19 protein-coding genes, 1 tRNA gene and 3 rRNA genes are annotated in these 25,065 nt (G+C 56.8%); 8 read left to right on the forward strand and 15 right to left on the reverse strand.

Translation table 11 applies throughout. The features are described 5' to 3' along the window. Nucleotides 1-216 precede the first annotated feature (216 nt). The 4 genes from glnA (at nt 217) to ACK3SD_RS17495 (ending at nt 4,468) form a co-directional block, all read left to right on the forward strand. The gene (gene glnA, locus ACK3SD_RS17480) at nt 217-1,626 is read left to right on the forward strand and encodes a glutamate--ammonia ligase (protein WP_137764795.1); all 1,410 of its coding nucleotides are present in this window, start codon (nt 217-219) and stop codon (nt 1,624-1,626) included. 157 nt (nt 1,627-1,783) lie between these two features. Then, the gene (glnL, locus tag ACK3SD_RS17485) at nt 1,784-2,833 is read left to right on the forward strand and encodes a nitrogen regulation protein NR(II) (RefSeq protein ID WP_137764796.1); all 1,050 of its coding nucleotides are present in this window, start codon (nt 1,784-1,786) and stop codon (nt 2,831-2,833) included. Nucleotides 2,834-2,841: 8 nt separating this feature from the next. Further along, nucleotides 2,842-4,254: a nitrogen regulation protein NR(I) gene (glnG, locus tag ACK3SD_RS17490; protein ID WP_481126316.1), complete on the forward strand. Its 1,413-nt coding sequence runs from the start codon at nt 2,842-2,844 to the stop codon at nt 4,252-4,254. Between the two features lie 106 nt (nt 4,255-4,360). Further along, entirely contained in the window at nt 4,361-4,468 is a 108-nt protein-coding gene (locus ACK3SD_RS17495) for a YshB family small membrane protein (protein ID WP_481127580.1), read from the forward strand. 34 nt (nt 4,469-4,502) lie between these two features. Here ACK3SD_RS17495 and hemN read toward each other — a convergent pair whose 3' ends face one another. Beyond that, the gene (gene hemN, locus ACK3SD_RS17500) at nt 4,503-5,876 is read right to left on the reverse strand and encodes an oxygen-independent coproporphyrinogen III oxidase (protein WP_481126317.1); all 1,374 of its coding nucleotides are present in this window, start codon (nt 5,874-5,876) and stop codon (nt 4,503-4,505) included. A 185-nt stretch (nt 5,877-6,061) separates the two neighbouring features. Continuing rightward, nucleotides 6,062-6,604, reverse strand: a complete 543-nt coding sequence (yihI, locus tag ACK3SD_RS17505) for a Der GTPase-activating protein YihI (RefSeq protein WP_481126318.1) — start codon at nt 6,602-6,604, stop codon at nt 6,062-6,064. 655 nt (nt 6,605-7,259) lie between these two features. On the opposite strand from yihI, the gene yihA reads away from it, so the two are divergent. Then, nucleotides 7,260-7,907, forward strand: a complete 648-nt coding sequence (gene yihA / locus ACK3SD_RS17510) for a ribosome biogenesis GTP-binding protein YihA/YsxC (RefSeq protein ID WP_137764801.1) — start codon at nt 7,260-7,262, stop codon at nt 7,905-7,907. Nucleotides 7,908-8,052: 145 nt separating this feature from the next. Here yihA and spfP read toward each other — a convergent pair whose 3' ends face one another. The 5 genes from spfP to ACK3SD_RS17535 all read right to left on the reverse strand — a co-directional run bounded on the left by spfP (nt 8,053) and on the right by ACK3SD_RS17535 (nt 13,582). Further along, complete coding sequence (gene spfP, locus ACK3SD_RS17515) at nt 8,053-8,100, reverse strand: small protein SpfP (protein ID WP_071892919.1); 48 nt, start codon at nt 8,098-8,100, stop codon at nt 8,053-8,055. A 164-nt stretch (nt 8,101-8,264) separates the two neighbouring features. Next, on the reverse strand, nt 8,265-11,048 hold the full coding sequence (gene polA, locus ACK3SD_RS17520) for a DNA polymerase I (RefSeq protein ID WP_481126319.1): 2,784 nt from the start codon (nt 11,046-11,048) through the stop codon (nt 8,265-8,267). 584 nt (nt 11,049-11,632) lie between these two features. Next, nucleotides 11,633-12,256 carry a thiol:disulfide interchange protein DsbA gene (gene dsbA, locus ACK3SD_RS17525; RefSeq protein ID WP_481126320.1) on the reverse strand — a complete coding sequence of 208 codons (624 nt, stop codon included), beginning with the start codon at nt 12,254-12,256 and terminating at the stop codon, nt 11,633-11,635. A 28-nt stretch (nt 12,257-12,284) separates the two neighbouring features. Beyond that, a complete protein-coding gene (locus ACK3SD_RS17530; protein WP_481126321.1) occupies nt 12,285-13,274 on the reverse strand; it encodes a serine/threonine protein kinase in 990 nt (329 codons plus the stop codon). 38 nt (nt 13,275-13,312) lie between these two features. Further along, nucleotides 13,313-13,582 (reverse strand): YihD family protein, encoded by a 270-nt coding sequence (locus ACK3SD_RS17535; protein ID WP_137764805.1) that lies wholly within the window; start codon nt 13,580-13,582, stop codon nt 13,313-13,315. A gap of 145 nt (nt 13,583-13,727) precedes the next feature. Here ACK3SD_RS17535 and mobA point away from each other — a divergent pair, with 145 nt between their 5' ends. Next, nucleotides 13,728-14,303, forward strand: a complete 576-nt coding sequence (gene mobA / locus ACK3SD_RS17540) for a molybdenum cofactor guanylyltransferase MobA (RefSeq protein ID WP_481126322.1) — start codon at nt 13,728-13,730, stop codon at nt 14,301-14,303. Nucleotide 14,304: 1 nt separating this feature from the next. Next, nucleotides 14,305-14,817 carry a molybdopterin-guanine dinucleotide biosynthesis protein MobB gene (gene mobB, locus ACK3SD_RS17545; protein ID WP_481126323.1) on the forward strand — a complete coding sequence of 171 codons (513 nt, stop codon included), beginning with the start codon at nt 14,305-14,307 and terminating at the stop codon, nt 14,815-14,817. A gap of 143 nt (nt 14,818-14,960) precedes the next feature. Here the strand turns inward: mobB and rrf are convergent. From rrf to ACK3SD_RS17565, 4 genes are all read right to left on the reverse strand, one after another. Further along, nucleotides 14,961-15,076, reverse strand: a 5S ribosomal RNA gene (gene rrf / locus ACK3SD_RS17550). A gap of 87 nt (nt 15,077-15,163) precedes the next feature. Then, nucleotides 15,164-18,072, reverse strand: a 23S ribosomal RNA gene (locus ACK3SD_RS17555). Nucleotides 18,073-18,283: 211 nt separating this feature from the next. Continuing rightward, nucleotides 18,284-18,359 (reverse strand) — tRNA-Glu (locus ACK3SD_RS17560). A gap of 81 nt (nt 18,360-18,440) precedes the next feature. After that, nucleotides 18,441-19,980: ribosomal RNA gene (locus ACK3SD_RS17565) — 16S ribosomal RNA — on the reverse strand. The 16S, 23S and 5S rRNA genes sit together here with 1 tRNA gene alongside, the layout of an rRNA operon. A 499-nt stretch (nt 19,981-20,479) precedes the next feature. On the opposite strand from ACK3SD_RS17565, the gene ACK3SD_RS17570 reads away from it, so the two are divergent. Next, nucleotides 20,480-21,169 carry a FadR/GntR family transcriptional regulator gene (locus ACK3SD_RS17570; RefSeq protein WP_481126324.1) on the forward strand — a complete coding sequence of 230 codons (690 nt, stop codon included), beginning with the start codon at nt 20,480-20,482 and terminating at the stop codon, nt 21,167-21,169. Here ACK3SD_RS17570 and rbsR read toward each other — a convergent pair whose 3' ends face one another. The 4 genes from rbsR to rbsC form a co-directional block, all read right to left on the reverse strand. Continuing rightward, complete coding sequence (gene rbsR, locus ACK3SD_RS17575) at nt 21,170-22,171, reverse strand: ribose operon transcriptional repressor RbsR (RefSeq protein ID WP_481126325.1); 1,002 nt, start codon at nt 22,169-22,171, stop codon at nt 21,170-21,172. Nucleotides 22,172-22,174: 3 nt separating this feature from the next. Beyond that, nucleotides 22,175-23,101 (reverse strand): ribokinase, encoded by a 927-nt coding sequence (rbsK, locus tag ACK3SD_RS17580; protein ID WP_481126326.1) that lies wholly within the window; start codon nt 23,099-23,101, stop codon nt 22,175-22,177. Nucleotides 23,102-23,176: 75 nt separating this feature from the next. Next, nucleotides 23,177-24,067: a ribose ABC transporter substrate-binding protein RbsB gene (gene rbsB, locus ACK3SD_RS17585; protein WP_481126327.1), complete on the reverse strand. Its 891-nt coding sequence runs from the start codon at nt 24,065-24,067 to the stop codon at nt 23,177-23,179. 28 nt (nt 24,068-24,095) lie between these two features. After that, complete coding sequence (gene rbsC / locus ACK3SD_RS17590; protein ID WP_481126328.1) at nt 24,096-25,061, reverse strand: ribose ABC transporter permease; 966 nt, start codon at nt 25,059-25,061, stop codon at nt 24,096-24,098. Nucleotides 25,062-25,065 lie beyond the last annotated feature (4 nt).

Here is a 25,065-nt window from a genome sequence, read left to right on the forward strand (position 1 = left end):
CTTTTTGGTGCAAAAATCCCATACTGGTGCATACTGGTGGGGGAGTAAAGGCACGAAAAGAGGGATAAATCAGCGCTTCGAAAAGTTGGCACACTTCTCGCTTATATCTACACAGAGCGAAAAGCGAATCAGGGTGAAACGCCTGGCAAAAGGCGAGCCGCTACTCTGCAACGGGAATTCGTTCCACGACGACAAAAAAATCCGGGAGAAACTAGTATGTCCGCTGAACATGTTTTGACGATGCTGAATGAGCATGAAGTGAAATTCGTTGACCTGCGTTTCACTGATACCAAAGGTAAAGAGCAGCACGTCACTATTCCTGCCCACCAGGTAAACGCTGACTTCTTCGAAGAAGGCAAAATGTTTGATGGTTCTTCCATCGGCGGCTGGAAAGGCATCAACGAATCCGACATGGTGCTGATGCCGGATGCCAGCACCGCGGTGCTTGACCCGTTCTACGAAGAGTCAACCCTGATTATTCGCTGCGACATTCTTGAGCCGGGCACCATGCAGGGCTATGACCGCGACCCGCGTTCCATTGCCAAGCGCGCCGAAGAGTTCCTGCGCTCCTCTGGCATCGCCGACACCGTGCTGTTCGGGCCAGAGCCGGAGTTCTTCCTGTTTGACGACGTGCGTTTCGGCAGCAGCATCGCCGGCTCCCACGTGGCCATCGATGACATCGAAGGCGCCTGGAACTCCTCCACCAAATACGAAGGCGGCAACAAAGGCCACCGTCCGGCCGTGAAAGGCGGCTACTTCCCGGTTCCGCCGGTTGACTCCTCCCAGGACCTGCGCTCCACCATGTGTCTGACCATGGAAGAGATGGGCCTGGTGGTTGAAGCGCACCACCACGAAGTGGCGACCGCCGGTCAGAACGAAGTGGCAACCCGCTTCAACACCATGACCAAGAAAGCGGACGAGATCCAGATCTACAAATACGTGGTACACAACGTGGCCCACGCATTCGGCAAGACCGCGACCTTCATGCCGAAACCGATGTTCGGTGACAACGGCTCCGGTATGCACTGCCACATGTCGCTGTCCAAAAACGGCAACAACCTGTTTGCGGGCGACAAGTACGGCGGCCTGTCTGAAATGGCGCTGTTCTACATCGGCGGCATCATCAAACACGCGAAAGCGATCAACGCCTACGCCAACCCGACCACCAACTCCTATAAGCGTCTGGTCCCGGGTTATGAAGCACCGGTCATGCTGGCTTACTCCGCCCGTAACCGCTCCGCCTCCATCCGTATCCCGGTGGTGGCAAGCCCGAAAGCGCGCCGCATTGAAGCCCGCTTCCCGGATCCGGCTGCCAACCCGTACCTGGCGTTCGCTGCCCTGCTGATGGCTGGCCTTGATGGCGTCATCAACAAGATCCACCCGGGCGATGCGATGGACAAAAACCTCTATGACCTGCCGCCGGAAGAAGAAGCAGAAATTCCAAAAGTGGCCGGTTCCCTGGAAGAAGCGCTGGCCTGCCTGGATGCAGACCGCGAGTTCCTGACCCGTGGCGGCGTATTCACCGATGACTCCATCGATGCCTACATCGCGCTGCGCAAAGAAGAGATGGACCGCGTGCGCATGACGCCGCACCCGGTTGAGTTCGAACTCTACTACAGCGTGTAATCGCCCAGGTCAGACGATTTTTTGTTGCCGTGGAAACTTTCAGCCCATCTTCGGATGGGCTTTTTTCTCCACGCTCTTGCCTACAATATTCCGCTAATCGGTAATAATTACCGCCAGGACAGATAATTCGCACCACTCTGGTGCAGGAGACTGCTTTATGGCAACTGGCAAGCTGCCCGATGCTGGGCAGATCCTGAACTCCCTGATCAACAGCATCCTGCTGCTGGACGAGGAGCTCGCCGTTCACTATGCCAACCCGGCCGCGCAGCAATTGCTGGCGCAAAGCTCGCGCAAGCTGTTTGGCACCCCCCTCCCCGAACTGCTGGGCTACTTTTCGCTGAATATCGGACTGATGCGCGAGAGCCTCAATGCCGGGCAAGGTTTTACCGACAACGAAGTGACACTGGTGGTGGATGGGCGCGCGCACATCTTCTCCCTGACCGCACAGGCGTTGCCGGAAGGATTTATTCTGCTGGAACTGGCACCGATGGATAACCTCCGCCGCCTGAGCCAGGAGCAGTTGCAGCACGCCCAACAGGTCGCCGCGCGCGATCTGGTGCGCGGGCTGGCCCATGAGATTAAAAACCCCCTCGGCGGTTTGCGCGGCGCGGCACAGCTCCTGTCAAAGGCGCTGCCCGACCCGATGCTGAATGAGTACACCAAGGTGATCATTGAGCAGGCTGACCGCCTGCGCAATCTGGTGGATCGCCTGCTGGGGCCACAGCGGCCCGGGCAGCACATTACCCAGAGCATCCACCAGGTGGCCGAACGGGTCTGCCAATTGGTGTCGCTGGAGAAACCCGCGAATGTCACGCTGGTCAAGGATTATGACCCGAGCCTGCCGGAACTGGCGCACGATCCGGATCAGATTGAACAGGTGCTGCTGAACATCACCCGCAATGCCTTGCAGGCGCTGGGTGAACAGGGTGGCACCATTACCATCAGAACCCGCACCGCCTTCCAGATCACGCTGCACGGCGTACGTTATCGTCTGGCCGCGCGGATCGATATTGAGGATGACGGGCCGGGCGTGCCCTCACTGTTGCAGGATACGCTGTTCTATCCCATGGTGAGCGGCCGGGAAGGAGGGACGGGCCTGGGCCTGTCCATTGCACGGAATCTGATCGATCAGAATTCAGGGAAAATTGAATTTAACAGTTGGCCGGGCCATACCGAATTTTCGGTTTACCTGCCTATTCGCCAGTGAGGTTTGCTATGCAACGAGGGATAGTCTGGATCGTCGATGATGATAGCTCCATCCGCTGGGTGCTGGAACGTGCACTCACCGGGGCGGGCCTGAGCTGCTCCACCTTTGAGAGTGGCAGTGAGGTGCTGGATGCTATTGCCACTCAAACCCCTGACGTGTTGCTGTCAGATATTCGGATGCCGGGAATGGATGGGCTGGCGCTGCTAAAGCAGATTAAACAGCGCCACCCGATGCTGCCGGTGATCATCATGACCGCCCACTCTGACCTGGACGCGGCGGTCAGCGCCTACCAGCAGGGGGCGTTTGATTACCTGCCCAAGCCCTTTGACATCGACGAGGCGGTGGCGCTGGTAGAGCGCGCCATCAGCCACTACCAGGAGCAGCAGCAACCGCCGCGCAGCCAGCCGGTCAGTGGCCCGACCGCCGACATCATCGGCGAAGCGCCAGCGATGCAGGATGTCTTCCGCATTATTGGCCGGCTGTCGCGCTCCTCCATCAGCGTGCTGATCAACGGGGAGTCCGGCACCGGCAAAGAGCTGGTGGCCCACGCGCTACACCGCCACAGCCCGCGCGCCAAGGCGCCCTTTATCGCGCTGAACATGGCTGCCATCCCGAAGGATCTGATTGAGTCCGAGCTGTTTGGCCATGAGAAAGGGGCATTTACCGGTGCCAACCAGATCCGCCAGGGGCGGTTCGAACAGGCGGACGGCGGCACCCTGTTCCTCGATGAGATTGGCGATATGCCGCTGGATGTGCAGACCCGCTTGCTGCGCGTGCTGGCAGATGGCCAATTTTACCGGGTCGGCGGCTATGCGCCGGTCAAGGTGGATGTGCGCATCATCGCCGCCACTCACCAGAACCTAGAGCTGCGCGTGCAGGAGGGCAAGTTCCGTGATGACCTGTTCCACCGCCTGAACGTCATCCGTGTCCATCTGCCACCGCTGCGCGAGCGCCGTGAGGACATTCCACGGTTGGCGCGCTACTTCCTGCAAGACGCGGCCAAGGAGCTGGGCGTGGAGGCGAAAAACCTCCACCCGGAAACCGAGGCGGCGCTGACCCGCCTGCCGTGGCCGGGCAACGTGCGCCAGCTGGAGAATACCTGCCGCTGGCTGACGGTGATGGCCGCCGGGCAGGAGGTGCTGATTCAGGACTTGCCGGGCGAACTGTTTGAGACCAGCGCGCCGGAGAGCGGCGGGCCGTCGCTGCCGGATAGCTGGGCGACGCTGCTGGCGCAGTGGGCTGACCGCGCGCTACGTTCCGGCCACCAGAACCTGCTCTCTGAGGCGCAACCGGAGATGGAGCGCACCCTGCTAACCACCGCCCTACGCCATACCCAAGGGCACAAGCAGGAAGCGGCCCGCCTGCTCGGCTGGGGACGCAACACCCTGACGCGCAAGCTGAAAGAGCTGGGCATGGAGTAGCACGCCAACGGCTCACATTGTGCGATTTTTGTCCTTTACTTCCCGGTGCGGCGTATTAAGATTTAGGCGCTAAACCGGGAGATAGACGATGACTCATGCAGTGTGGATGTTTCTGTCGCAAGGCGCTGAAGTGACATCAGCAACCTTCAGCCACTCCCCGCAAACGGTCGCGGCGGCGGTGCTCTGTTATGCGCTGATGAGCCTCTTTCATTGAAAAAACAGCCGCTGATGCGGCTGTTTTTCTATCCTCAAATCACCCGGGAGAACTGGCTCTGTCGCGCCTGCTGGCGCAGGTAGGGGTCAAAGCACATGCAGACGTTGCGGATCAGCAAGCGCCCGCGCGGCGTCACGCGGATCGCCGTGTCCGTCACCTCCACCAGCCCATCCACCGCCAGCGGAGCCAGCAGCGCCAGATCCTCCGCGAAATAGTCGCGGAAGCAGATGCCGTACTGGTGCTCCAGCGCGGGCATCTCCAGCCGAAAGTGGCAGATCAGCGTGCGGATCAGATCGCGTCGCAGGCAATCATCTTGCGTTAGCGCCAGCCCACGCCACAGCGCGTCCTCCCCGACATCCAGCCGCGCGTAATAGGTCTTCAGCGTCTTCTCATTCTGCGCGTAGCTGTCACCGAGCATACTGATGGCCGAGACGCCCAGCCCCAGCAGATCGGCGTCGCCCTGGGTGGTGTAGCCTTGGAAATTGCGGTGCAGCCGCCCCTCGCGCTGGGCAATCGCCAGCTCATCATCTGGCTGGGCAAAGTGGTCCATGCCGATGAACTGGTAGCCCGCGCCGGTCAGGGTGGCGATGCTCTGTTGCAGGATGGCCAGCCGCTGCGCCGGTGTCGGCAGATCCGCCTCCTTGATTTTGCGCTGGGCGGCGAACAGCGTGGGCAGGTGCGCATAGTTAAAGACGCTGAGACGATCAGGGCCGAGCGCCGCTACCCGGTGCAGGGTGTGGGCAAAGCTCTCCGGCGTCTGCTTCGGCAGGCCGTAAATCAGGTCAATGTTGGTAGAGCGGAAGCCCAGCACCCGCGCCCGTTCCACCAGCGCAAAGATAAATGCCTCATCCTGTTCACGGTTGACCAGCCGCTGTACCTCTTTGTTGAAGTCCTGCACGCCCATGCTGAGGCGGTTAAACCCCTCGGCACGCAGGTGGTCCAGCATCTCCAGCTCGATTTCGCGAGGGTCTACCTCCAGCGACTGCTCCACCTCCGGCAGGAACGTAAAGTGTTCACGCAGCAGCGCCATCAGCCGGCTAACCTGTCGTGGGCTAAGGAAAGTGGGCGTACCGCCCCCCCAATGCAACTGGCTCACCTGCCTGCCGGCGAACAGCGGCGCGCGGAGGCGGATCTCTTTCTCCAGATAATCGAGATAGATCTCGGCCTTGTGCGATTGGCGGGTGACGATTTTATTGCAGCCACAGAAGTAGCAGAGCTTGTGGCAGAACGGTATGTGGACGTAGAGGGAGAGTGGGCGTTCAGGATAACGGGCCGCGGCCTGTTGGAAGGCATCGGCGCCAAAGCCAGAGTGGAACTCCAGCGCCGTGGGGTATGAAGTGTAGCGTGGCCCTGACTGGTTATACTTCTGGATCAGGGCCGAATCCCAGATAGCCGCCTGTTCAGACATATCACTCACTCCTTACGGGATCGTTGCCTACCGCGTCGGGGGAGAGGTGAAGACCTCATCATTCTGGCTGCGGTGGCGCTGCGCAATCGGGCTTTACGTTGCGACAGCCGCCACAGTTTACTCAATAACCCTACCAGATAACACACAAGCAGTAGGGCTATTGCCGGGATAATCCAGCTCACGGCTTAGAAGGCGTCTTTCGGGTTCCCGCGCTTGAGCAGCTGGAACATGTCCTCTTTCGGCTCTTCTTCGTCGATCTCGTCGTCTTCATCGCCCAGTTCAATGCCCAGTAGCTCCATCAGCACGTCGATGCGATCCAGGGTCTGGTCAACGAACGCCTGATCTTCTGCGCTCAGGGTCTCGCCGTCGTCCAGCTTGTCGAGCAGTGCGTCCAGACGCGGATCGTTCTCCAGCATCGCCAGCTCCTCTTCCGGAGACAGACGCGGCTTGGTCTCTTTCTGGGGGACTGGTTTCTTCTTGGCGTTGCCGTAGACCGTCTCTACCACCAGCGGAACCGGCTTTTTGCTGCCCAGACGCGGGTCACGCTTCTCTTGCGCGACCGCTTTGCTCTGTGCGCTCTCCGGGTTGGCGCGGGAGCCGGCAACCAGGCCACGGCGTTTTTTCTGACGCTTGCGTTCGCGCGCTTCTAAATCCAGCTCGACACGACTTTTCTTCTTGGTTTTGGGTGCCGCTGCTTTCGCGCGTGGCGCTTTGGATGACTGGTTCATAGCATCTGCTCTCAGGGGAAGGTCACTTTCAGTATAGAATTGCGCCGGAATCTAGCAGAAAGCGGCCAAATAAAAAAGGCGACAGGAGGCCCTGACGCCTTTTTATCTGCTTCCCAGTCTGAGAAGCGATGTTTTTACCCAGCCACCCGGCAAAATATCCTTTTTTGCCGGTCTGGGATCGCCCCCCGCTCCGCCTGATCCTTCAGGCGCTGGCGCTGGGCGCGACGAGTCGGAGCATCCTGCCAGCGTCATCCTGACGGTCCCTTTCCTGTGGATGCCGCCCCCGGCAGCATTGATGCGCTCCCTGCCTTCACTCCCTGGCGATCGCGCTTCCCTATCCTGCGATCGCGGCGCTCCTGCGCCTCCACTGCTCCTGCCCTGACTACTCTACGGATTTTATTGGGTGTCACAACCTACCGCACAGGGCGGCAGGCTGGCGGCTTTTACTAATTCATTGAATATATTGTTTTTGATTAATCATTAACTCAAATTATAAGTAAAAACTGCCGGCACGCATGGCAGATCTCTCACACGCGCGAGGTGAATTCCTTGCAATCAGGCTGCGAGCGGGGAGAAAAACCGACAAACATGCCGCTTTTGGCAACGATGCAGTTATAATCGCCAGCCAGATACTCAGCCTTACGGAGACCCCATTTTGACCAGCCAAACTTATAACTATCAGGTGACCCATTTTGTCACCAGTGCTCCGGACATCCGGCATCTGCCTGCGGATGAAGGCATCGAAGTGGCTTTTGCCGGCCGCTCCAACGCAGGGAAGTCGAGCGCGCTCAACACCCTGACCAACCAAAAAAACCTGGCCCGTACCAGTAAGACGCCGGGCCGTACCCAGCTGATCAACCTGTTTGAGGTTAAGCCCGGCCTGCGTCTGGTTGACCTGCCAGGCTATGGCTACGCGGAAGTCCCGGAAGAGATGAAACGCAAATGGCAGCGGGCGCTGGGTGAATACCTGCAAATGCGCAACTGCCTGAAGGGGCTGGTGGTGCTGATGGACATTCGCCATCCGCTGAAAGATCTGGATCAGCAGATGATTCAGTGGGCGGTCGCCGTAGAGATCCCAGTGCTGGTACTGCTGACCAAGGCCGACAAACTGGCCTCTGGCGCGCGCAAGGCGCAGCTGAACATGGTGCGCGAGGCCGTGCTGCCCTTTATGGGCGACGTGCAGGTTGAGGCGTTCTCCTCCCTGAAGAAACTGGGCGTGGACAAACTGAGCCAGAAACTCAATAGCTGGTTCAGCGAACTGCCGCCCGCAGTAGTGGAAGAGTCAACGGACGACGCGGAGTAACCCTCCCCGCCCGATCAAAAAAGGCAGCCCGTGGCTGCCTTTTTTGTTGCCGCGGGCGACGCACTTTTTGCAGGAAAAAGCGGCCACTTGCTGGCGCGGCCCAATAAAAAACGCCCCAGTCAAAACTGACTGGGGCGGCTAATATTCAGCCAAATCCGATTACGTGAAGTAAAAGGTCTGAAAGATAGAACATCTTACCTCTGTACCCTACACCGTTAACTCTACAACATTTTCTTAGAGCACAAAAGAATTTTTTGTAGTTTACTTACACAAAATCGCGACTTTTAGCGGCATATAGCGTCAGATCTTCTGCTTATGGTGTAGCTTAATTACAAAAAGTGCTTAGGATCTGCCCGTTTAGTGCGCTTGATCCCAGTTATCACCTACGCCCACTTCCACTTGCAGCGGCACATCCAACGCCATGCTCTGCTCCATCAGCGTGCGGATCTTCTCGGAAGCCTCCTCTAGCACGGACTCATGCACCTCAAACACCAATTCATCGTGCACCTGCATGATCATGCGCACATGCGGATCCTGCTGCTGTTGCAGCCACTCATCCACTGCGATCATCGCGCGTTTGATGATGTCGGCCGCGGTGCCCTGCATCGGGGCGTTGATCGCGGCACGCTCGGCACCCTTACGGCGCATGGCGTTCTTGGAGTTGATATCCGGCAAGTAGAGGCGGCGACCATCCAGCGTGGTGACGTAGCCCTTCTCCGCCGCCAGCTTGCGGGTGCTGTCCATGTAGGTCAGCACGCCCGGATAGCGCTCGAAGTAGAGATCCATGTAGCGCTGGGCCTCGTGGCGTGGAATGTTAAGCTGGCGCGCCAGACCGAAGGCGCTCATGCCATAGATCAGGCCGAAGTTGATGGCTTTCGCGCTGCGGCGCTGATCGCCCGTCACCTTCTCCAGCGGTGCGCCAAACACTTCTGCCGCGGTGGCACGGTGGATATCCTCACCGCCGGCGAACGCATCCAGCAACCCCTTGTCCTGTGACAGGTGGGCCATGATGCGCAGCTCGATCTGCGAGTAGTCCGCCGCCACGATTTTGTAGCCCTCAGGTGCAATAAACGCCTGACGGATACGACGCCCCTCTTCGTTGCGCACCGGGATGTTTTGCAGGTTCGGATCGCTGGAAGAGAGCCGCCCGGTCGCCGTCACCGCCTGATGGTAGGAGGTGTGCACGCGGCCACTGGCCGGGTTGATCATCTGCGGCAGCTTGTCGGTGTAGGTGGATTTCAGCTTCGCCAGGCTACGATGCTCCAGGATGACCTTCGGCAGCGGGTAGTCGAGCGCCAGCTCCGCCAGCACCTCCTCATTGGTCGAGGGAGCACCGCCGGGAGTTTTCTTCAGGATCGGCAGCTTCTGTTTGTCATACAGGATTGCCTGTAACTGTTTGGTGGAGGAGAGGTTAAACGGCTCCTCCGCCAGCTCATGTGCCTGAGTCTCCAGTTCATTCAGCCGCGCCGTCAGCTCCTGCGAGTGCGTCGCCAGAATGGCCTTGTCGATCAGCACACCGGTGCGCTCCATCCGCGACAGCACGGGCACCAGCGGCATCTCAATCTCATTGAAGACCACGGGCAGCCCTTCGCTGGACTCAATCTTCGGCCACATCGCCTGATGCAGTTGCAGCGTGACATCCGCATCTTCCGCCGCATAATGGCTGGCTTGCTCCAGCGCAATCTGGTTGAAGGTCAGCTGGTTTTTGCCTTTGCCAGCGATCTCCTGGAAGGAGACAGTTTTATGGCCCAAGTGGCGATCGGCAAGCGTATCCATATCATGGCGGCTGGAGACGCTGTCGAGCACGTAGGACTCCAGCATGGTATCGAATGCCACGCCGCGCAGCTCAATGCCATAGCGCTTCAGCACGCCTTGGTCGAACTTTAGGTTCTGGCCAATCTTCAGCGCCTTGTCGCTCTCCAGCAGCGGTTTCAGCTTTTGCAGTACGCTATCCAGATTCAGCTGATCGGGCGCATCAATGTAATCATGCCCGACGGGCAGATAGGCCGCTTTGCCCGGTTCAATGGCGAACGACAGACCCACCAGATTGGTGGTCAGGGTATCAAGGGAGTCGGTTTCGGTGTCAAAGGCGAACTGCCCGGCGGCGGTCAGCTTCTCCACCCACTCATCAAGCTCTGCCTCCGTCAGGATGGTGACGTACTCATCCTGCGCCAGCTGGTTGCGCGGCACCTCCGGCGTGGCGGCTTCCAGGCTGGCCGTACCGTTGGCGGCTGGCGCTTTGCTGTTGGTCAGCCATTTGCCGGCCTCCAAATCGCTCAGCCAGCGTTTGAATTCGTAACGGCTGAACAGCGTATGCAGTTCGTCGACGGCGGGTGCCATCACATGTAGCTGATCACCATTCACCTCCAGCTCGACATCCGTCTTGATGGTCGCCAGTTTGTAGGAGAGGTAAGCCACCTCTTTGTTCTGCTCCAGCTTGGCAGCCATGGTTTTCGCGCCACGGAAGCTCAGGCCGGCGATGGCATCCAGATTGGCGTACAGATCATCCAGCCCGCCAATGCCTTGCAGCAGCGCCTGTGCGGTCTTTTCACCGACACCCGGCACACCCGGAATGTTATCTGAGGAGTCGCCCATCAACGCCAGATAGTCGATGATCAAGTTCGGCGGCACGCCGTATTTGGTAATCACCTCATCCGGGCCGAGGATCGCATTATTCATGGTGTTGATCAGCGTAATATTGGGCGTCACCAGCTGTGCCATATCTTTATCGCCGGTGCTGATCAGCACCGCGTGGCCAGCATGTTCCGCCTGAAGCGCCAGCGTGCCGATCACGTCATCCGCTTCTACGCCAGAGACCGCCAGCAATGGCAAACCCATGGCTTTCACCATCTCATGCAGCGGCGCGATCTGCGCGCGCAGATCGTCCGGCATCGGCGGACGGTGGGATTTATACTCGGCGAACAATTCGTCGCGGAAGGTTTTGCCTTTGGCGTCGAATACCACGGCTACGTGGCTTGGTTGGTACTGCTGCAACAGGCTCTTGAGCATGTTGATCACGCCGTACATCGCGCCGGTTGGTTCGCCAGCGGAGTTGGTTAACGGCGGGAAGGCATGGTATGCGCGGTAGAGGTAAGAAGAACCATCAACCAGGATCAGGGGATTTTCTGCAATATGTGCCATAGCGACTCTTTTTCGTCTTCGGTCAATCTTCTAAGGATGCCATAGCTGGCCAGAAAGGCGAACCATTGGCAGGACATCCATCAGGATCAATTCACCCCGTGGGGCGGCGATCGCCAAGATCAGTACTGTGGATAACTTTGTGCATAAAAGATCGCGCTTTTGAAACTATTTCCAGATCCACGCGCGGATCGACGTTTTTATCCTTATAGTCCAGACACTTAAATGCGATCTTGGGACTCTGGTGGCAAATTTTTAAAGTATTGCCAATGTGGATATAAGTTTAGAGAGATTTTTACCTTTCGCGGAACGTGGAATATTCCCCCCGGTTTTTATCTCCCTTTTTTGTGGCACTGGCACTCCAATACGTTTTCCTTTTTTCAGCCGTCAGACTCTTTTCCATGTGCTTTAGCCACGGTCAGCCGCAATACATTATCCAGAGCAAGGCGAAGGCTTCCCGGAAATAGCGGGCGGTAATCTCTCCAGCGACAGGGCAATAGTAAGCGTAACGGGTATGGGGAGTTTGGCAATCACAGCATGGGAGGGGAACACAATGCCGGCCGGGCCGACATTGTGTGAGGGAGGCGTTATTTCTGGGTCAGCAGGAAATTGACCACATCAGAGAACTGTTTGGCGTAGATATCCATAGAGCTCATGTCCAGGCCATCATTTTTTACCTGGTATTTACCGTTCACAAACACTGACGGCACGCCGCGCAGCTCCATGTCAGCCGCCGCTTTTTCTTGCTGCACGACCATCGATTTCACCACAAAGCTGTTCCAGGCAGAGTCATACTGCTCTGCGGTCACGCCAGCTTGCAGGAACACCTTCTTGATATCGTCCGCAGTCTGGACGGTCTGGGTTTTTTGCACCGCGTCAAACATCAGCGGGGTGACTTTTTCCTCAACGCCCAGCGCCATGGCCACGGCCCACGCCTGGGTCATCTCTTTGCCCAACGGCCCCAGGAATTCAACGTGATATTTGGTGACCTTAACGTCCGACGGCAGGTTTTTCTTGATGGTCTCAGAGATGTGATAAACATTTTCAAACTGATAACAGTGCGGGCAATAGAAGGAGAAGAACTCCAATACCGTAGGCTCGCCAGAAACAGGTTTATCCAACGTGACATACTGATCGCCACTGGTGAACTGCGCGGCTGAAGCGCTGAAAGCCAGCACCATACCTACCAACGCCAAAAATATCTTTTTCATAATTCCTTGTTCTCCGTTGATTCAATCATTAATACATCGGCATTAATTGCAGCGGGGGTTCCTGCAATTGAATAATCTGCTCCCTGAACGTGAGCATCTGGCGCTCCCAGAAATGGCTTTCCGTCATCCAAGGGAAGCTGCGGGGGAAGGCCGGATCCTGCCAGCGACGCGCAACCCACGCCAGATAATGTACCATGCGCATCGCGCGCAGAGGTTCGATCAGCACCAGCTCTCGCTGATCAAAATCGCTAAACTCACCATAAGCCTCCAACAGGATGTCCAGCTGGATCCGCTGCTCCGCTTTGTCACCGTGCAGCAGCATCCAGAGATCCTGCACTGCCGGGCCGTTACGTGCATCATCCAGATCGACGAAACAAGGGCCATCACGCCACAGAATATTGCCCGGATGGCAGTCACCATGCAGCCGGCGCGATTGCCATTCAGGCTGCCAACGTTGCGTGGTCGCCTGAATCAGATCATCTGTCGCCGCCAGAAATGCGCGACGCTGGCCGTTTGGGATTAGCTCGCTGCTCTCCAGTACCTGACGCGGCTGTGTTAGGTACTCTTCCAGCCCAATGGTAGGCCGGGCAGTGAACAGGCCCTCACTGCCCACCTGATGGATGCGCCCAAGATAGCGGCCAACCATTTCCAGTTGGTCCAAGTTGTCCACCTCATAGGCTCGCCCGCCAGCGCTTGGAAACAGCGTGAAGAAGTAACCCTGATAGTGATGCAAAGTTTCGCCCGCTACTGCAAACGGCGCAATCAGGGGGATCTCCCCCTCATTCAGCTCAGCAGCAAACTCATGCTCCTCACGCAACTGTGCCTCATTCCAACGCTCTGGCCGATAAAATTTCACCACGTAGCGTTTACGTGACTCATCCATAAACTGAAAGACGCGGTTTTCATAGCTGTTGAGTTCGGTCAGGCCAGAGTCAACGTAGATCCCGGTCTGTTGCAGGGCGTCCAGAATCAGATCCGGCGTGAGGGCGTGAAAATTAAAAGCAGGGGTTGTCGTCATAATGGTCTTCAGTGAAGCGTTCAAAGGGAGGGGGAAGGCTAATCCTTAATGACGCCACGGGCCCGCAGAATGGCAGTTTTAAAGTCTTCTTCATAATCTTTCTTCAGGCCGGGAATCTCTTCCGTCGTGTCACTGCCACGCATCTTCAAATGATAGATCAACGTATCATCACTGAGATCGGCCAGTTCGCCTTGATATCCGCTCTCCTGCGCCAATTTTTGCAGGAATTGCAGTAGATTGAGATCGGCATCTTGCTGCCATGCCGGTTGAAGCAGCGCGATCAGTTCATTCACCCGATGGCTATTCATCACCCTATCCCTCTTTCGTAAGAAACCGACAAAGTAGCAGGGATGCCGGCCCAGTGAAAGGGTCGCAGTTGTCAATAAAAGTAAATGCCGCGCCACCGACTATCGGCGCTACAATCAGTGCCACGACATATTTAGAGAGATGAATATGGAAGCATTATCCATAACAGGCGTGATTCTTTGCGGAGGACAGGGCAGCCGAATGGGCGGTGAAGACAAGGGACTGGTGCGATTGGCCGGCAAACCGCTCTTTCAACATGTCGCGGAGCGGCTGGCACCACAGCTCGATCACATCATGATCAGCGCCAACCGTAATCTGGAGATCTACTCTGCCGCCTACCCAACCTTTCGCGATACCTTCCCTGGCTTTGCCGGCCCGTTGGCTGGGATGCTGGCGGGGCTGCGGAACAGTAACACTGACTGGGTGGCATTTGTGCCGTGTGATGTGCCCTTTCTGCCAACTGACCTGATTGCCCGGTTATGGTCAGGGCGCCATCAGGCGATGGCAGCCTATGCCCATGACGGCCAACGGGCGCATCCGACGCTCTGCTTACTGAACCGGCATGTCACTGACACATTGGAGCAGTTTTTACGTAACGGCGACCGTAAGTTGATGCTCCTCTTCGAGCAGCTTGATGCTCAGGCTGTCACTTTCCCACAGGCCAGTGCGTTCCGTAATATCAACACTCCAGCAGATTTACCAAGTCTTCCAACGGCGGATTAAGATGAATACGCGTCCCCTTCTAGGCATTGTCGCTTATAGCGGTACCGGCAAAACCACGTTGCTAAAACAGCTTATCCCCTTACTGGCGCAATGCGGGGTACGGGTTGGCCTGATTAAACATAGTCACCATGATGTTGATGTCGATACACCGGGCAAAGACAGTTATGAACTGCGTAAGGTAGGTGCCAATCAGACAATGGTAGCCAGCGGGCGCCGGTGGGCGTTAATGACAGAGACGCCTGATAATGCTGAGGAGCCAGATCTGGCGTATCTCGCGAGCCGTTTTGATGGCGACAAGATCGATCTGATTTTGGTGGAGGGATTCAAACATGAGCCGATTCCCAAGATCGCGTTGTACCGCGCAGCCGTAGGGCGTTCATTGGAGAGCCTGATCGATCAACATGTGATTGCAGTAGCGAGTGATAGCTTGGTAGATGAGGGGATCATGGCTTTGGATCTCAATCAGCCAAGACAAATAGCAGAGTTTATTCAACAGTGGCTGGTGCGACAGTAGACTATTCAGCGCAGAGAAGAGCAGATAACACGCTTGTTAATGCCATCTAAAGGCGAGATCCGTGTAGGTTTGCACTGTTTTTTCGAAATTTAGACAAACAAAAAAGCCCCATGCTGTCGCATGAGGCTGTTTTGTGAATGGATGCCTGGCAGTTCCCTACTCTCGCATGGGGAGACCCCACACTACCATCGGCGCTACGGCGTTTCACTTCTGAGTTCGGCATGGGGTCAGGTGGGACCACCGCGCTCGTGCCGCCAGGCAAATTCTGTGCTCTGACCGCCCACCGGGCCATCAGATATCTGAACCAAGCTGAATATCGTGTCTCTAAAAACACCTTCGGTGTTGTAAGGTTAAGCCTCACGGGTCATTAGTACCGGTTAGCTCAATGCATCGCTGCACTTACACATCCGGCCTATCAACGTCTTCGTCTTAAACGTCCCTTCAGGGGCTCAAGGCCCCAGGGAAGACTCATCTTGAGGCAAGTTTCGCGCTTAGATGCTTTCAGCGCTTATCTTTTCCGCACTTAGCTACCGGGCAGTGCCATTGGCATGACAACCCGAACACCAGTGGTGCGTTCACTCCGGTCCTCTCGTACTAGGAGCAACCCCTCTCAATCTTCCAACGCCCACGGCAGATAGGGACCGAACTGTCTCACGACGTTCTAAACCCAGCTCGCGTACCACTTTAAACGGCGAACAGCCGTACCCTTGGGACCTACTTCAGCCCCAGGATGTGATGAGCCGACATCGAGGTGCCAAACACCGCCGTCGATATGAACTCTTGGGCGGTATCAGCCTGTTATCCCCGGAGTACCTTTTATCCGTTGAGCGATGGCCCTTCCATTCAGAACCACCGGATCACTAAGACCTGCTTTCGCACCTGCTCGAGCCGTCACTCTCGCAGTCAAGCTAGCTTATGCCTTTGCACTAACCTCACGATGTCCGACCGTGATTAGCTAACCTTCGTGCTCCTCCGTTACTCTTTAGGAGGAGACCGCCCCAGTCAAACTACCCACCAGACACTGTCCTCACCCCGGATAACGGGGCCGAGTTAGAACATCAAACATTAAAGGGTGGTATTTCAAGGTTGGCTCCATGCAGACTGGCGTCCACACTTCAAAGCCTCCCACCTATCCTACACATCAAGGCTCAATGTTCAGTGTCAAGCTATAGTAAAGGTTCACGGGGTCTTTCCGTCTTGCCGCGGGTACACTGCATCTTCACAGCGAGTTCAATTTCACTGAGTCTCGGGTGGAGACAGCCTGGCCATCATTACGCCATTCGTGCAGGTCGGAACTTACCCGACAAGGAATTTCGCTACCTTAGGACCGTTATAGTTACGGCCGCCGTTTACCGGGGCTTCGATCAAGAGCTTCGCGTTGCCGCTAACCCCATCAATTAACCTTCCGGCACCGGGCAGGCGTCACACCGTATACGTCCACTTTCGTGTTTGCACAGTGCTGTGTTTTTATTAAACAGTTGCAGCCAGCTGGTATCTGCGACTGGCTTCAGCTCCGGGAGCAAGTCCCTTCACCTACGTGCCAGCGTGCCTTCTCCCGAAGTTACGGCACCATTTTGCCTAGTTCCTTCACCCGAGTTCTCTCAAGCGCCTGAGTATTCTCTACCTGACCACCTGTGTCGGTTTGGGGTACGATTTCGTGTTACCTGGAGCTTAGAGGCTTTTCCTGGAAGCAGGGCATCAGCTACTTCACCACCGTAGTGGCTCGTCATTGCGCCTCAGGGTTAATAAGAAAGCGGATTTACCTGCCTTCTCCCCCTACACGCTTAAACCAGGACAACCGTCGCCTGGCCAGCCTAGCCTTCTCCGTCCCCCTTCGCAGTAACACCAAGTACAGGAATATTAACCTGTTTCCCATCGACTACGCTTTTCAGCCTCGCCTTAGGGGTCGACTCACCCTGCCCCGATTAACGTTGGACAGGAACCCTTGGTCTTCCGGCGAGCGGGCTTTTCACCCGCTTTATCGTTACTTATGTCAGCATTCGCACTTCTGATACCTCCAGCAGACCTCACAGTCCACCTTCGCAGGCTTACAGAACGCTCCCCTACCCAACAACGCCTAAGCGTCGCTGCCGCAGCTTCGGTGCATGGTTTAGCCCCGTTACATCTTCCGCGCAGGCCGACTCGACCAGTGAGCTATTACGCTTTCTTTAAATGATGGCTGCTTCTAAGCCAACATCCTGGCTGTCTATGCCTTCCCACATCGTTTCCCACTTAACCATGACTTTGGGACCTTAGCTGGCGGTCTGGGTTGTTTCCCTCTTCACGACGGACGTTAGCACCCGCCGTGTGTCTCCCGTGATAATATTCTTCGGTATTCGCAGTTTGCATCGGGTTGGTAAGCCGGGGTGGCCCCCTAGCCGAAACAGTGCTCTACCCCCGAAGATAAATTCACGAGGCGCTACCTAAATAGCTTTCGGGGAGAACCAGCTATCTCCCGGTTTGATTGGCCTTTCACCCCCAGCCACAAGTCATCCGCTAATTTTTCAACATTAGTCGGTTCGGTCCTCCAGTTAGTGTTACCCAACCTTCAACCTGCCCATGGCTAGATCACCGGGTTTCGGGTCTATACCTTGCAACTAGACGCCCAGTTAAGACTCGGTTTCCCTACGGCTCCCCTATTCGGTTAACCTTGCTACAAAATATAAGTCGCTGACCCATTATACAAAAGGTACGCAGTCACCCTGATAAATCAAGGCTCCCACTGCTTGTACGTACACGGTTTCAGGTTCTATTTCACTCCCCTCGCCGGGGTTCTTTTCGCCTTTCCCTCACGGTACTGGTTCACTATCGGTCAGTCAGGAGTATTTAGCCTTGGAGGATGGTCCCCCCATATTCAGACAGGATGTCACGTGTCCCGCCCTACTCATCGAACTCACAGCCTGTGTATTTTTGTGTACGGGACTATCACCCTTTACTGTGCGACTTTCCAGACGCTTCCACTAACACACAAACTGATTCAGGTTCTGGGCTGTTCCCCGTTCGCTCGCCGCTACTGGGGGAATCTCGGTTGATTTCTTTTCCTCGGGGTACTTAGATGTTTCAGTTCCCCCGGTTCGCCTCACTGCACTATGTATTCATGCAGAGATAGTGTGACGTATCACACTGGGTTTCCCCATTCGGGTATCGTCGGGTATAACGCTTCATATCAGCTTACCGACGCTTATCGCAGATTAGCACGCCCTTCATCGCCTCTGACTGCCTAGGCATCCACCGTGTACGCTTAGTCGCTTAACCTCACAACCCGAAGATGTTTCCATCAGGATGTGATTATTTGAGAGACTCTCTTACATGCGCCATCTCTCAAGACTTCTACGGAGAGAGACAGGGCTGTAAGGTTTCAATTTTCAGCTTGTTCCAGATTGTTAAAGAGCAAATATCGTAAACCTGACTCGTAAGTCAGCTTTAAGATATCGGTTGATAATGTCTTTCACCCATCATCAGCAAGTGGCGTCCCCTAGGGGATTCGAACCCCTGTTACCGCCGTGAAAGGGCGGTGTCCTAGGCCTCTAGACGAAGGGGACACGTGGTCAGCTTCGCAGACGCTTTGCTCGTACATCTATCAGACAATCTGTGTGAGCACTGCACAGTCAAATATCTCTAGGTAAGGAGGTGATCCAACCGCAGGTTCCCCTACGGTTACCTTGTTACGACTTCACCCCAGTCATGAATCACAAAGTGGTAAGCGCCCTCCCGAAGGTTAAGCTACCTACTTCTTTTGCAACCCACTCCCATGGTGTGACGGGCGGTGTGTACAAGGCCCGGGAACGTATTCACCGTGGCATTCTGATCCACGATTACTAGCGATTCCGACTTCATGGAGTCGAGTTGCAGACTCCAATCCGGACTACGACGCACTTTATGAGGTCCGCTTGCTCTCGCGAGTTCGCTTCTCTTTGTATGCGCCATTGTAGCACGTGTGTAGCCCTACTCGTAAGGGCCATGATGACTTGACGTCATCCCCACCTTCCTCCGGTTTATCACCGGCAGTCTCCTTTGAGTTCCCGACCGAATCGCTGGCAACAAAGGATAAGGGTTGCGCTCGTTGCGGGACTTAACCCAACATTTCACAACACGAGCTGACGACAGCCATGCAGCACCTGTCTCAGAGTTCCCGAAGGCACCAAGGCATCTCTGCCAAGTTCTCTGGATGTCAAGAGTAGGTAAGGTTCTTCGCGTTGCATCGAATTAAACCACATGCTCCACCGCTTGTGCGGGCCCCCGTCAATTCATTTGAGTTTTAACCTTGCGGCCGTACTCCCCAGGCGGTCGATTTAACGCGTTAGCTCCGGAAGCCACGCCTCAAGGGCACAACCTCCAAATCGACATCGTTTACAGCGTGGACTACCAGGGTATCTAATCCTGTTTGCTCCCCACGCTTTCGCACCTGAGCGTCAGTCTTCGTCCAGGGGCCGCCTTCGCCACCGGTATTCCTCCAGATCTCTACGCATTTCACCGCTACACCTGGAATTCTACCCCCTCTACGAGACTCTAGCTTGCCAGTTTCAAATGCAGTTCCCAAGTTAAGCTCGGGGATTTCACATCTGACTTAACAAACCGCCTGCGTGCGCTTTACGCCCAGTAATTCCGATTAACGCTTGCACCCTCCGTATTACCGCGGCTGCTGGCACGGAGTTAGCCGGTGCTTCTTCTGCGAGTAACGTCAATCGGCAAGGTTATTAACCTTACCGCCTTCCTCCTCGCTGAAAGTACTTTACAACCCGAAGGCCTTCTTCATACACGCGGCATGGCTGCATCAGGGTTTCCCCCATTGTGCAATATTCCCCACTGCTGCCTCCCGTAGGAGTCTGGACCGTGTCTCAGTTCCAGTGTGGCTGGTCATCCTCTCAGACCAGCTAGGGATCGTCGCCTAGGTGAGCCATTACCCCACCTACTAGCTAATCCCATCTGGGTTCATCTGATGGCGCGAGGCCCGAAGGTCCCCCGCTTTGGTCTTGCGACGTTATGCGGTATTAGCTACCGTTTCCAGTAGTTATCCCCCTCCATCAGGCAGATCCCCAGACATTACTCACCCGTCCGCCGCTCGCCGGCAAAGTAGCAAGCTACTTCCCGCTGCCGCTCGACTTGCATGTGTTAGGCCTGCCGCCAGCGTTCAATCTGAGCCATGATCAAACTCTTCAATTAAAAGCTTGATGTGCTACACAAGGTAGCGATGCTCAAAGGTTACTGTTTGAATTTTACTTCAGTTAGTCACTCTTCAAGACTTAATATTTTGTGCATCCGAAGATGCTCGATATCGTCTTGTGAGTGCCCACACAGATTGTCTGATAAATTGTTAAAGAGCAGTCGTTACCGTTTCGTTTCGGTAACGTGGGAGGCACATATTACGCTTTCCCACCGGAGAGTCAAGCACTATTTTCTAGTGTTTTCAGCGTCTCCGCTGAGGGCCTCTCCGCTGACCCGGCGACGTGTTGGTCGTTGTTCCCGGTCAGTGGAGGCGCATTATAGGGAGTTCTCGGCAGGCCGCAACCCCTAATTTCAAAAAAAGATTCAATCGGCGAATGTTTAGACATATTGCACTATAAAGGAGCAGATTTATGCTTTTTATTACCCTCTTTGGCCAGTTCTGCCCATAATCGCTGGTATCAACGCCGCATTTGCGCGGTGAGCCAGGACGATAATTATGCCCATCAATGCGCAGCAACAGGCTGCCCAGCGTAACCTTTCATACCTTCTTGCGGAAAAACTTGCCCAGCAACTGCTGGCGGGCGTCTATAAAGAGGGGAGCATTCTGCCGGGAGAGATGGAACTGGCTGAGATCTATCACGTCAGCCGTACCGCATTGCGCGAGGCCGTTAAGATTCTCGCGGCGAAAGGGATGCTCCTGCCGCGTCCGCGTATTGGGACACGGGTGATGCCTCAGGCAAACTGGAACTTCCTCGATCAGGATCTGCTGACCTGGTGGATGAAACAGGCAAACAGCGAAGAGGTGATGCAGCACTTCCTTATTATGCGTACTGCGTTGGAGCCGCAAGCCTGCTCTCTGGCTGCGAGCCTGGCGACTGCGGAACAGAAGCAGCGCCTCTCCTTATATATGGCAGAGATGCGCGCGCTGGATGATAACTTTGATCGCGAACGCTGGATAAGAGTGGATAGCCACTTCCACCAGCTGCTGTATGAGGCCAGCGGCAATCCGTTCCTGACCTCTTTCGCCAATCTGTTTAGATCGGTCTATCACCGCTATTTCGAAACCATCACAGATAATGAAGTGATCAAGCTGGCGCATCACCACGCAATAGTCACCGCCATATTAGAGGGTGATGGTGAGGCGGCGCGCATTGCTTGCCTGACACTCCTGACCGAGGCGCCCTGACTAGCGCCGCGTGACCGAGTCGCGCACTACCAGTTCCGGCGTCAGCACCAGCCGCTGCGGTTCAGCTGCCGGGTTTTTCAAGCGGTGCAGCAGTGTATCTACCGCCAGTTCGCCCAGATCATCTTTGGGCTGGTGCACCGTAGTCAGCGGCGGCGTCATGTAGCGCGCCAGCTCAATGTCGTCGTAGCCGATGACCGCCACATCCGCTGGCACTGACAGCCCGTGTTGGTAGAGCGCCTGATACGCGCCGACCGCCATCGCATCATTGCTGGTGAAGACCGCCTCGGGCGGGGAGGGGAGCGCCAGTAACTGCGTCATGGCGGCCATTCCCCCCGCGAATTCAAAATCGCTATAGATGAGGTACTCCGCCGGCACGGCCAGTTCCGCCTGTTGCATGGCGCGCAGGAAACCAGCCAACCGCGCACGGGCGGGTGTTTTGTCCTGCGGGCCAGCAAGGCAGGCGATGCGCCGGTAGCCCTGTTCTATCAAATAGCGGGTCGCCAGCTCGCCGCCCAGCAAGGAGTTATCCTGGATAATGTCATTGGCATCCGGGAACGGCGCCCAGTCCATCATCACAATCGGCAGGGAGGGGTAGCGGCGCAGCGCATCCTCGGAGGGGAGATGGGTTTCGGTGCACATCAGCAGCAGCCCATCGACCCGCTTTTGCAGCAGCATCTCCAAATTGCGGTTCATGCGCTCCACATCCCCTTCGGTATTGCAGATGATCAGACTATACCCGCGCTCATAACAGCTGCGCTCCACGCCTCGCACCAGTTCGGCGTAGAAGGGGTTGCTACTGGTGGTCAGCAGCATTCCGATGGTGTGGGTCTGGTTCATCTTTAGGCTGCGGGCGAGGGCGGAGGGGGCATAGTTGAGCGACTCTACCGCCGCCAGCACCTTTTCGCGCACGCTGTCGCTGACAAAACGGTTGTTATTAATGACATGGGAGACGGTCGAGGTGGAGACGCCCGCCAGGCGGGCGACATCTTTCATGGTGGCCAAACGTCACCCCTGTTGTTGTAGGAAGGCATCGATCTCCTGACGCCACGGCACGGAGGGTTGCGCGCCCGGCCGGGTCACGGCAATCGCTGCCGCCGCGTGGGCGAAGCGTACCGACGCTTTCAGCGGGCGTTGCTCCAGCAGGGCGGTCAGCAACGCGCCATTAAAGGTATCGCCAGCGGCGATGGTATCCACGGCTTGCACACGGAAGCCAGGAATCAGCTCGCCCTCGCCCTGCTCACTGAGCCAGACGCCGCGACTGCCAAGGGTGATCAGCACTGTCGCAATCCCTTTGTCGTGCAGGATGGCGGCGGCACGGGCGGCGTCCTGATCGTTACGGATGGCGATGCCCGTGAGCAGCTCCGCCTCAGTCTCATTGGGCGTAATCATGTCCACACAGGCCAGCAGCGCATCCGGCAGTTCACAGGCGGGCGCAGGGTTGAGGATCACCTGGGTCTGGTGCGCTCTCGCCAGCGTGGCGGCGGCGATCACGCTCTCCAGCGGCGACTCCAGCTGCATCAGCAGCGCGGAGGCGTTTTTGATTTCATCCTGATAGCGCTCGAGATAGGCGGGGGTCAGGGCGGCATTGGCACCCGCGTGGATGCCAATCATGTTTTCGCCCTCACCGTTAACAAAGATCAGCGCGACGCCGGTGGTGGTTCCCTCAATCGCCTCAATCGGCCGGGTATCAATGTTGTCTGCCGCCAACTGCTGGCGGATGCGCTCCCCGATATCATCCGTGCCCACGCAGGCAAGAAAGGCGATCTCTGCGCCGCTGCGGCCAGCCGCCACGGCCTGATTGGCCCCCTTGCCGCCAAAGGCAACCTGATAGTGCGACCCGATCAGCGTTTCGCCGGGACGCGGAAAGTGCGTCGTATTGAGAATATGGTCAGCGTTGATGCTGCCCAGAACCACTAGTTTGCCGTTCTTCATGATGCTTCCCGCCACTCCTGACATGTCATTACCGCTTCCACAGGGCGGGCGCGATGCACGCCCGCCACGGCAGGTTTATTTCGCCACCAGCTCCAGATCGACTGGAATGATCGCCGCTACCTTTTCACCTTTCAACACTTTATCGGCGGTCTGGACGCCAATCACCCCAATCTGGTCAGGGCGTTGTGCCACGGTAGCCACCAGTTTGCCACCCTGTACGGCCTTCACGCCGTCGGCGGTGCCGTCGAAACCGACAATGATCACGTCGCTTTTGCCCGCGGTTTGCAGCGCGCGCAGGGCGCCCAGCGCCATTTCATCATTCTGGGCGAACACGGCCTGTACATCCGGGTGGGCCGTCAGCAGGTTCTGCATGACGTTCAGGCCCTTAGTGCGGTCAAAGTCGGCGGGCTGGCTGGCAAGCAGGGTGAATTTATTCTTCTCTTGCGCCTGCTTGAAGCCTTCGCCACGTTCACGCGCGACGGAAGTCCCGGCAATGCCCTCCAGCTGGATGACCTTCGCGCCGCTGCCTAGTTTCTTCGCGATGAACTCCCCGGCCATATTGCCGCCAGCGCGGTTATCGGAGGCGATGTGGCTCACCACGTTGCCATGTGTCGCAACACGGTCGAGGGTGATCACCGGAATGTTGGCCTGATTCGCCATCTTCACCGCATTGCCAACCGCGTCGGAGTCGGTGGGGTTAATCAGCAGCAATTTCGTGCCGCGCACCGTCAGATCCTGCACGTTGGCCAGCTCTTTGGCCGGGTTGTTCTGCGAATCCAGCACCACCAGGTTGTAGCCGAGTTTGTCCGCCTCCTTCTGCGCGCCATCTTTCAGCGTCACGAAGAAGGGGTTATTGAGCGTAGAGACCACCAGCGCCAACGTATCTTTCGCCAGAGCCTGAGTGGAGAAGGTTGCGCTCAGGGCCACGGCGGAGATCAGGGTCGCCAACTTTTTCATCTTTGTCATGTGTGTATCCTCTAAACGTATCGGAAAATTATTTGCTTTTGTTATCTACCAGCACCGCCAGCAGTATTACCACCGCCTTGACGATCATCTGGTAATAGGAGGAGACGCCGAGCAGGTTTAGGCCGTTGTTCAAAAAGCCCAGAATCAGCGCGCCAATCAGGGTGCCCATGATACGCCCCTTGCCACCGGCCAGACTGGAGCCGCCCAGCACCACCGCAGCGATGGCGTCCAGCTCATAGCCGGTACCGGCGGTTGGTTGGGCGGAGGAGAGGCGTGCTACCTCAATGATGCCAGCCAGCGCCGCCAACATGCCGCTCAGGGCATAGACGATGATTTTGACCTTATTGACGCTGATGCCGGAGAGGCGCGTCGCTGCCTCGTTGCCGCCCAGCGCATAGATGTAGCGGCCCAAGCGGGTGTGGTGCAGCATGTACCAGGCGGCGAGGAACACCAGCGCCATCAGCCAGACCGGTGCCGGAATGCCCAGCGGGCGGCCGATGCCAAACCAGCCAAAGGTATCGGCGGCATTAGAGAAACCGGTGTTGACCGGGCTGCCGTTGGTGTAAACCATGGTGACGCCGCGCAGCAGCAGCATCATCACCAGCGTGGCAATAAATGCCTGCACCCGCCCCTTCGCCACAATCACCCCGGTGCCCGCGCCCACCAGCGCGCCCAGTCCCAGCGCTGCCGCGCCTGCCAGGAAGGCGTTGACCTCCATGCCCACCAGCGAGGCGGCGACCGCGCCGGTCAGCGCCAGCAGTGACCCAACAGAGAGGTCAATGCCGGAGGTGAGGATCACCAGCGTCATGCCGACCGCCATGATGGCGTTGACCGAAGTCTGTTGCAGGATATTGAACAGGTTGTTCAGGCTAAAGAAGTTGGGACTCATTGATGACACCACGGCGATCAACACCACCAGCGCGATCAGTGATTTCTGCTCCAGCCACCATGTTTTGTTGAACCAGCGCTTGGCCGGCAGTGCTTGACTACTCATCTCT

The sequence above is a fragment of the Chimaeribacter sp. YP20170169 genome (assembly GCF_056739715.1).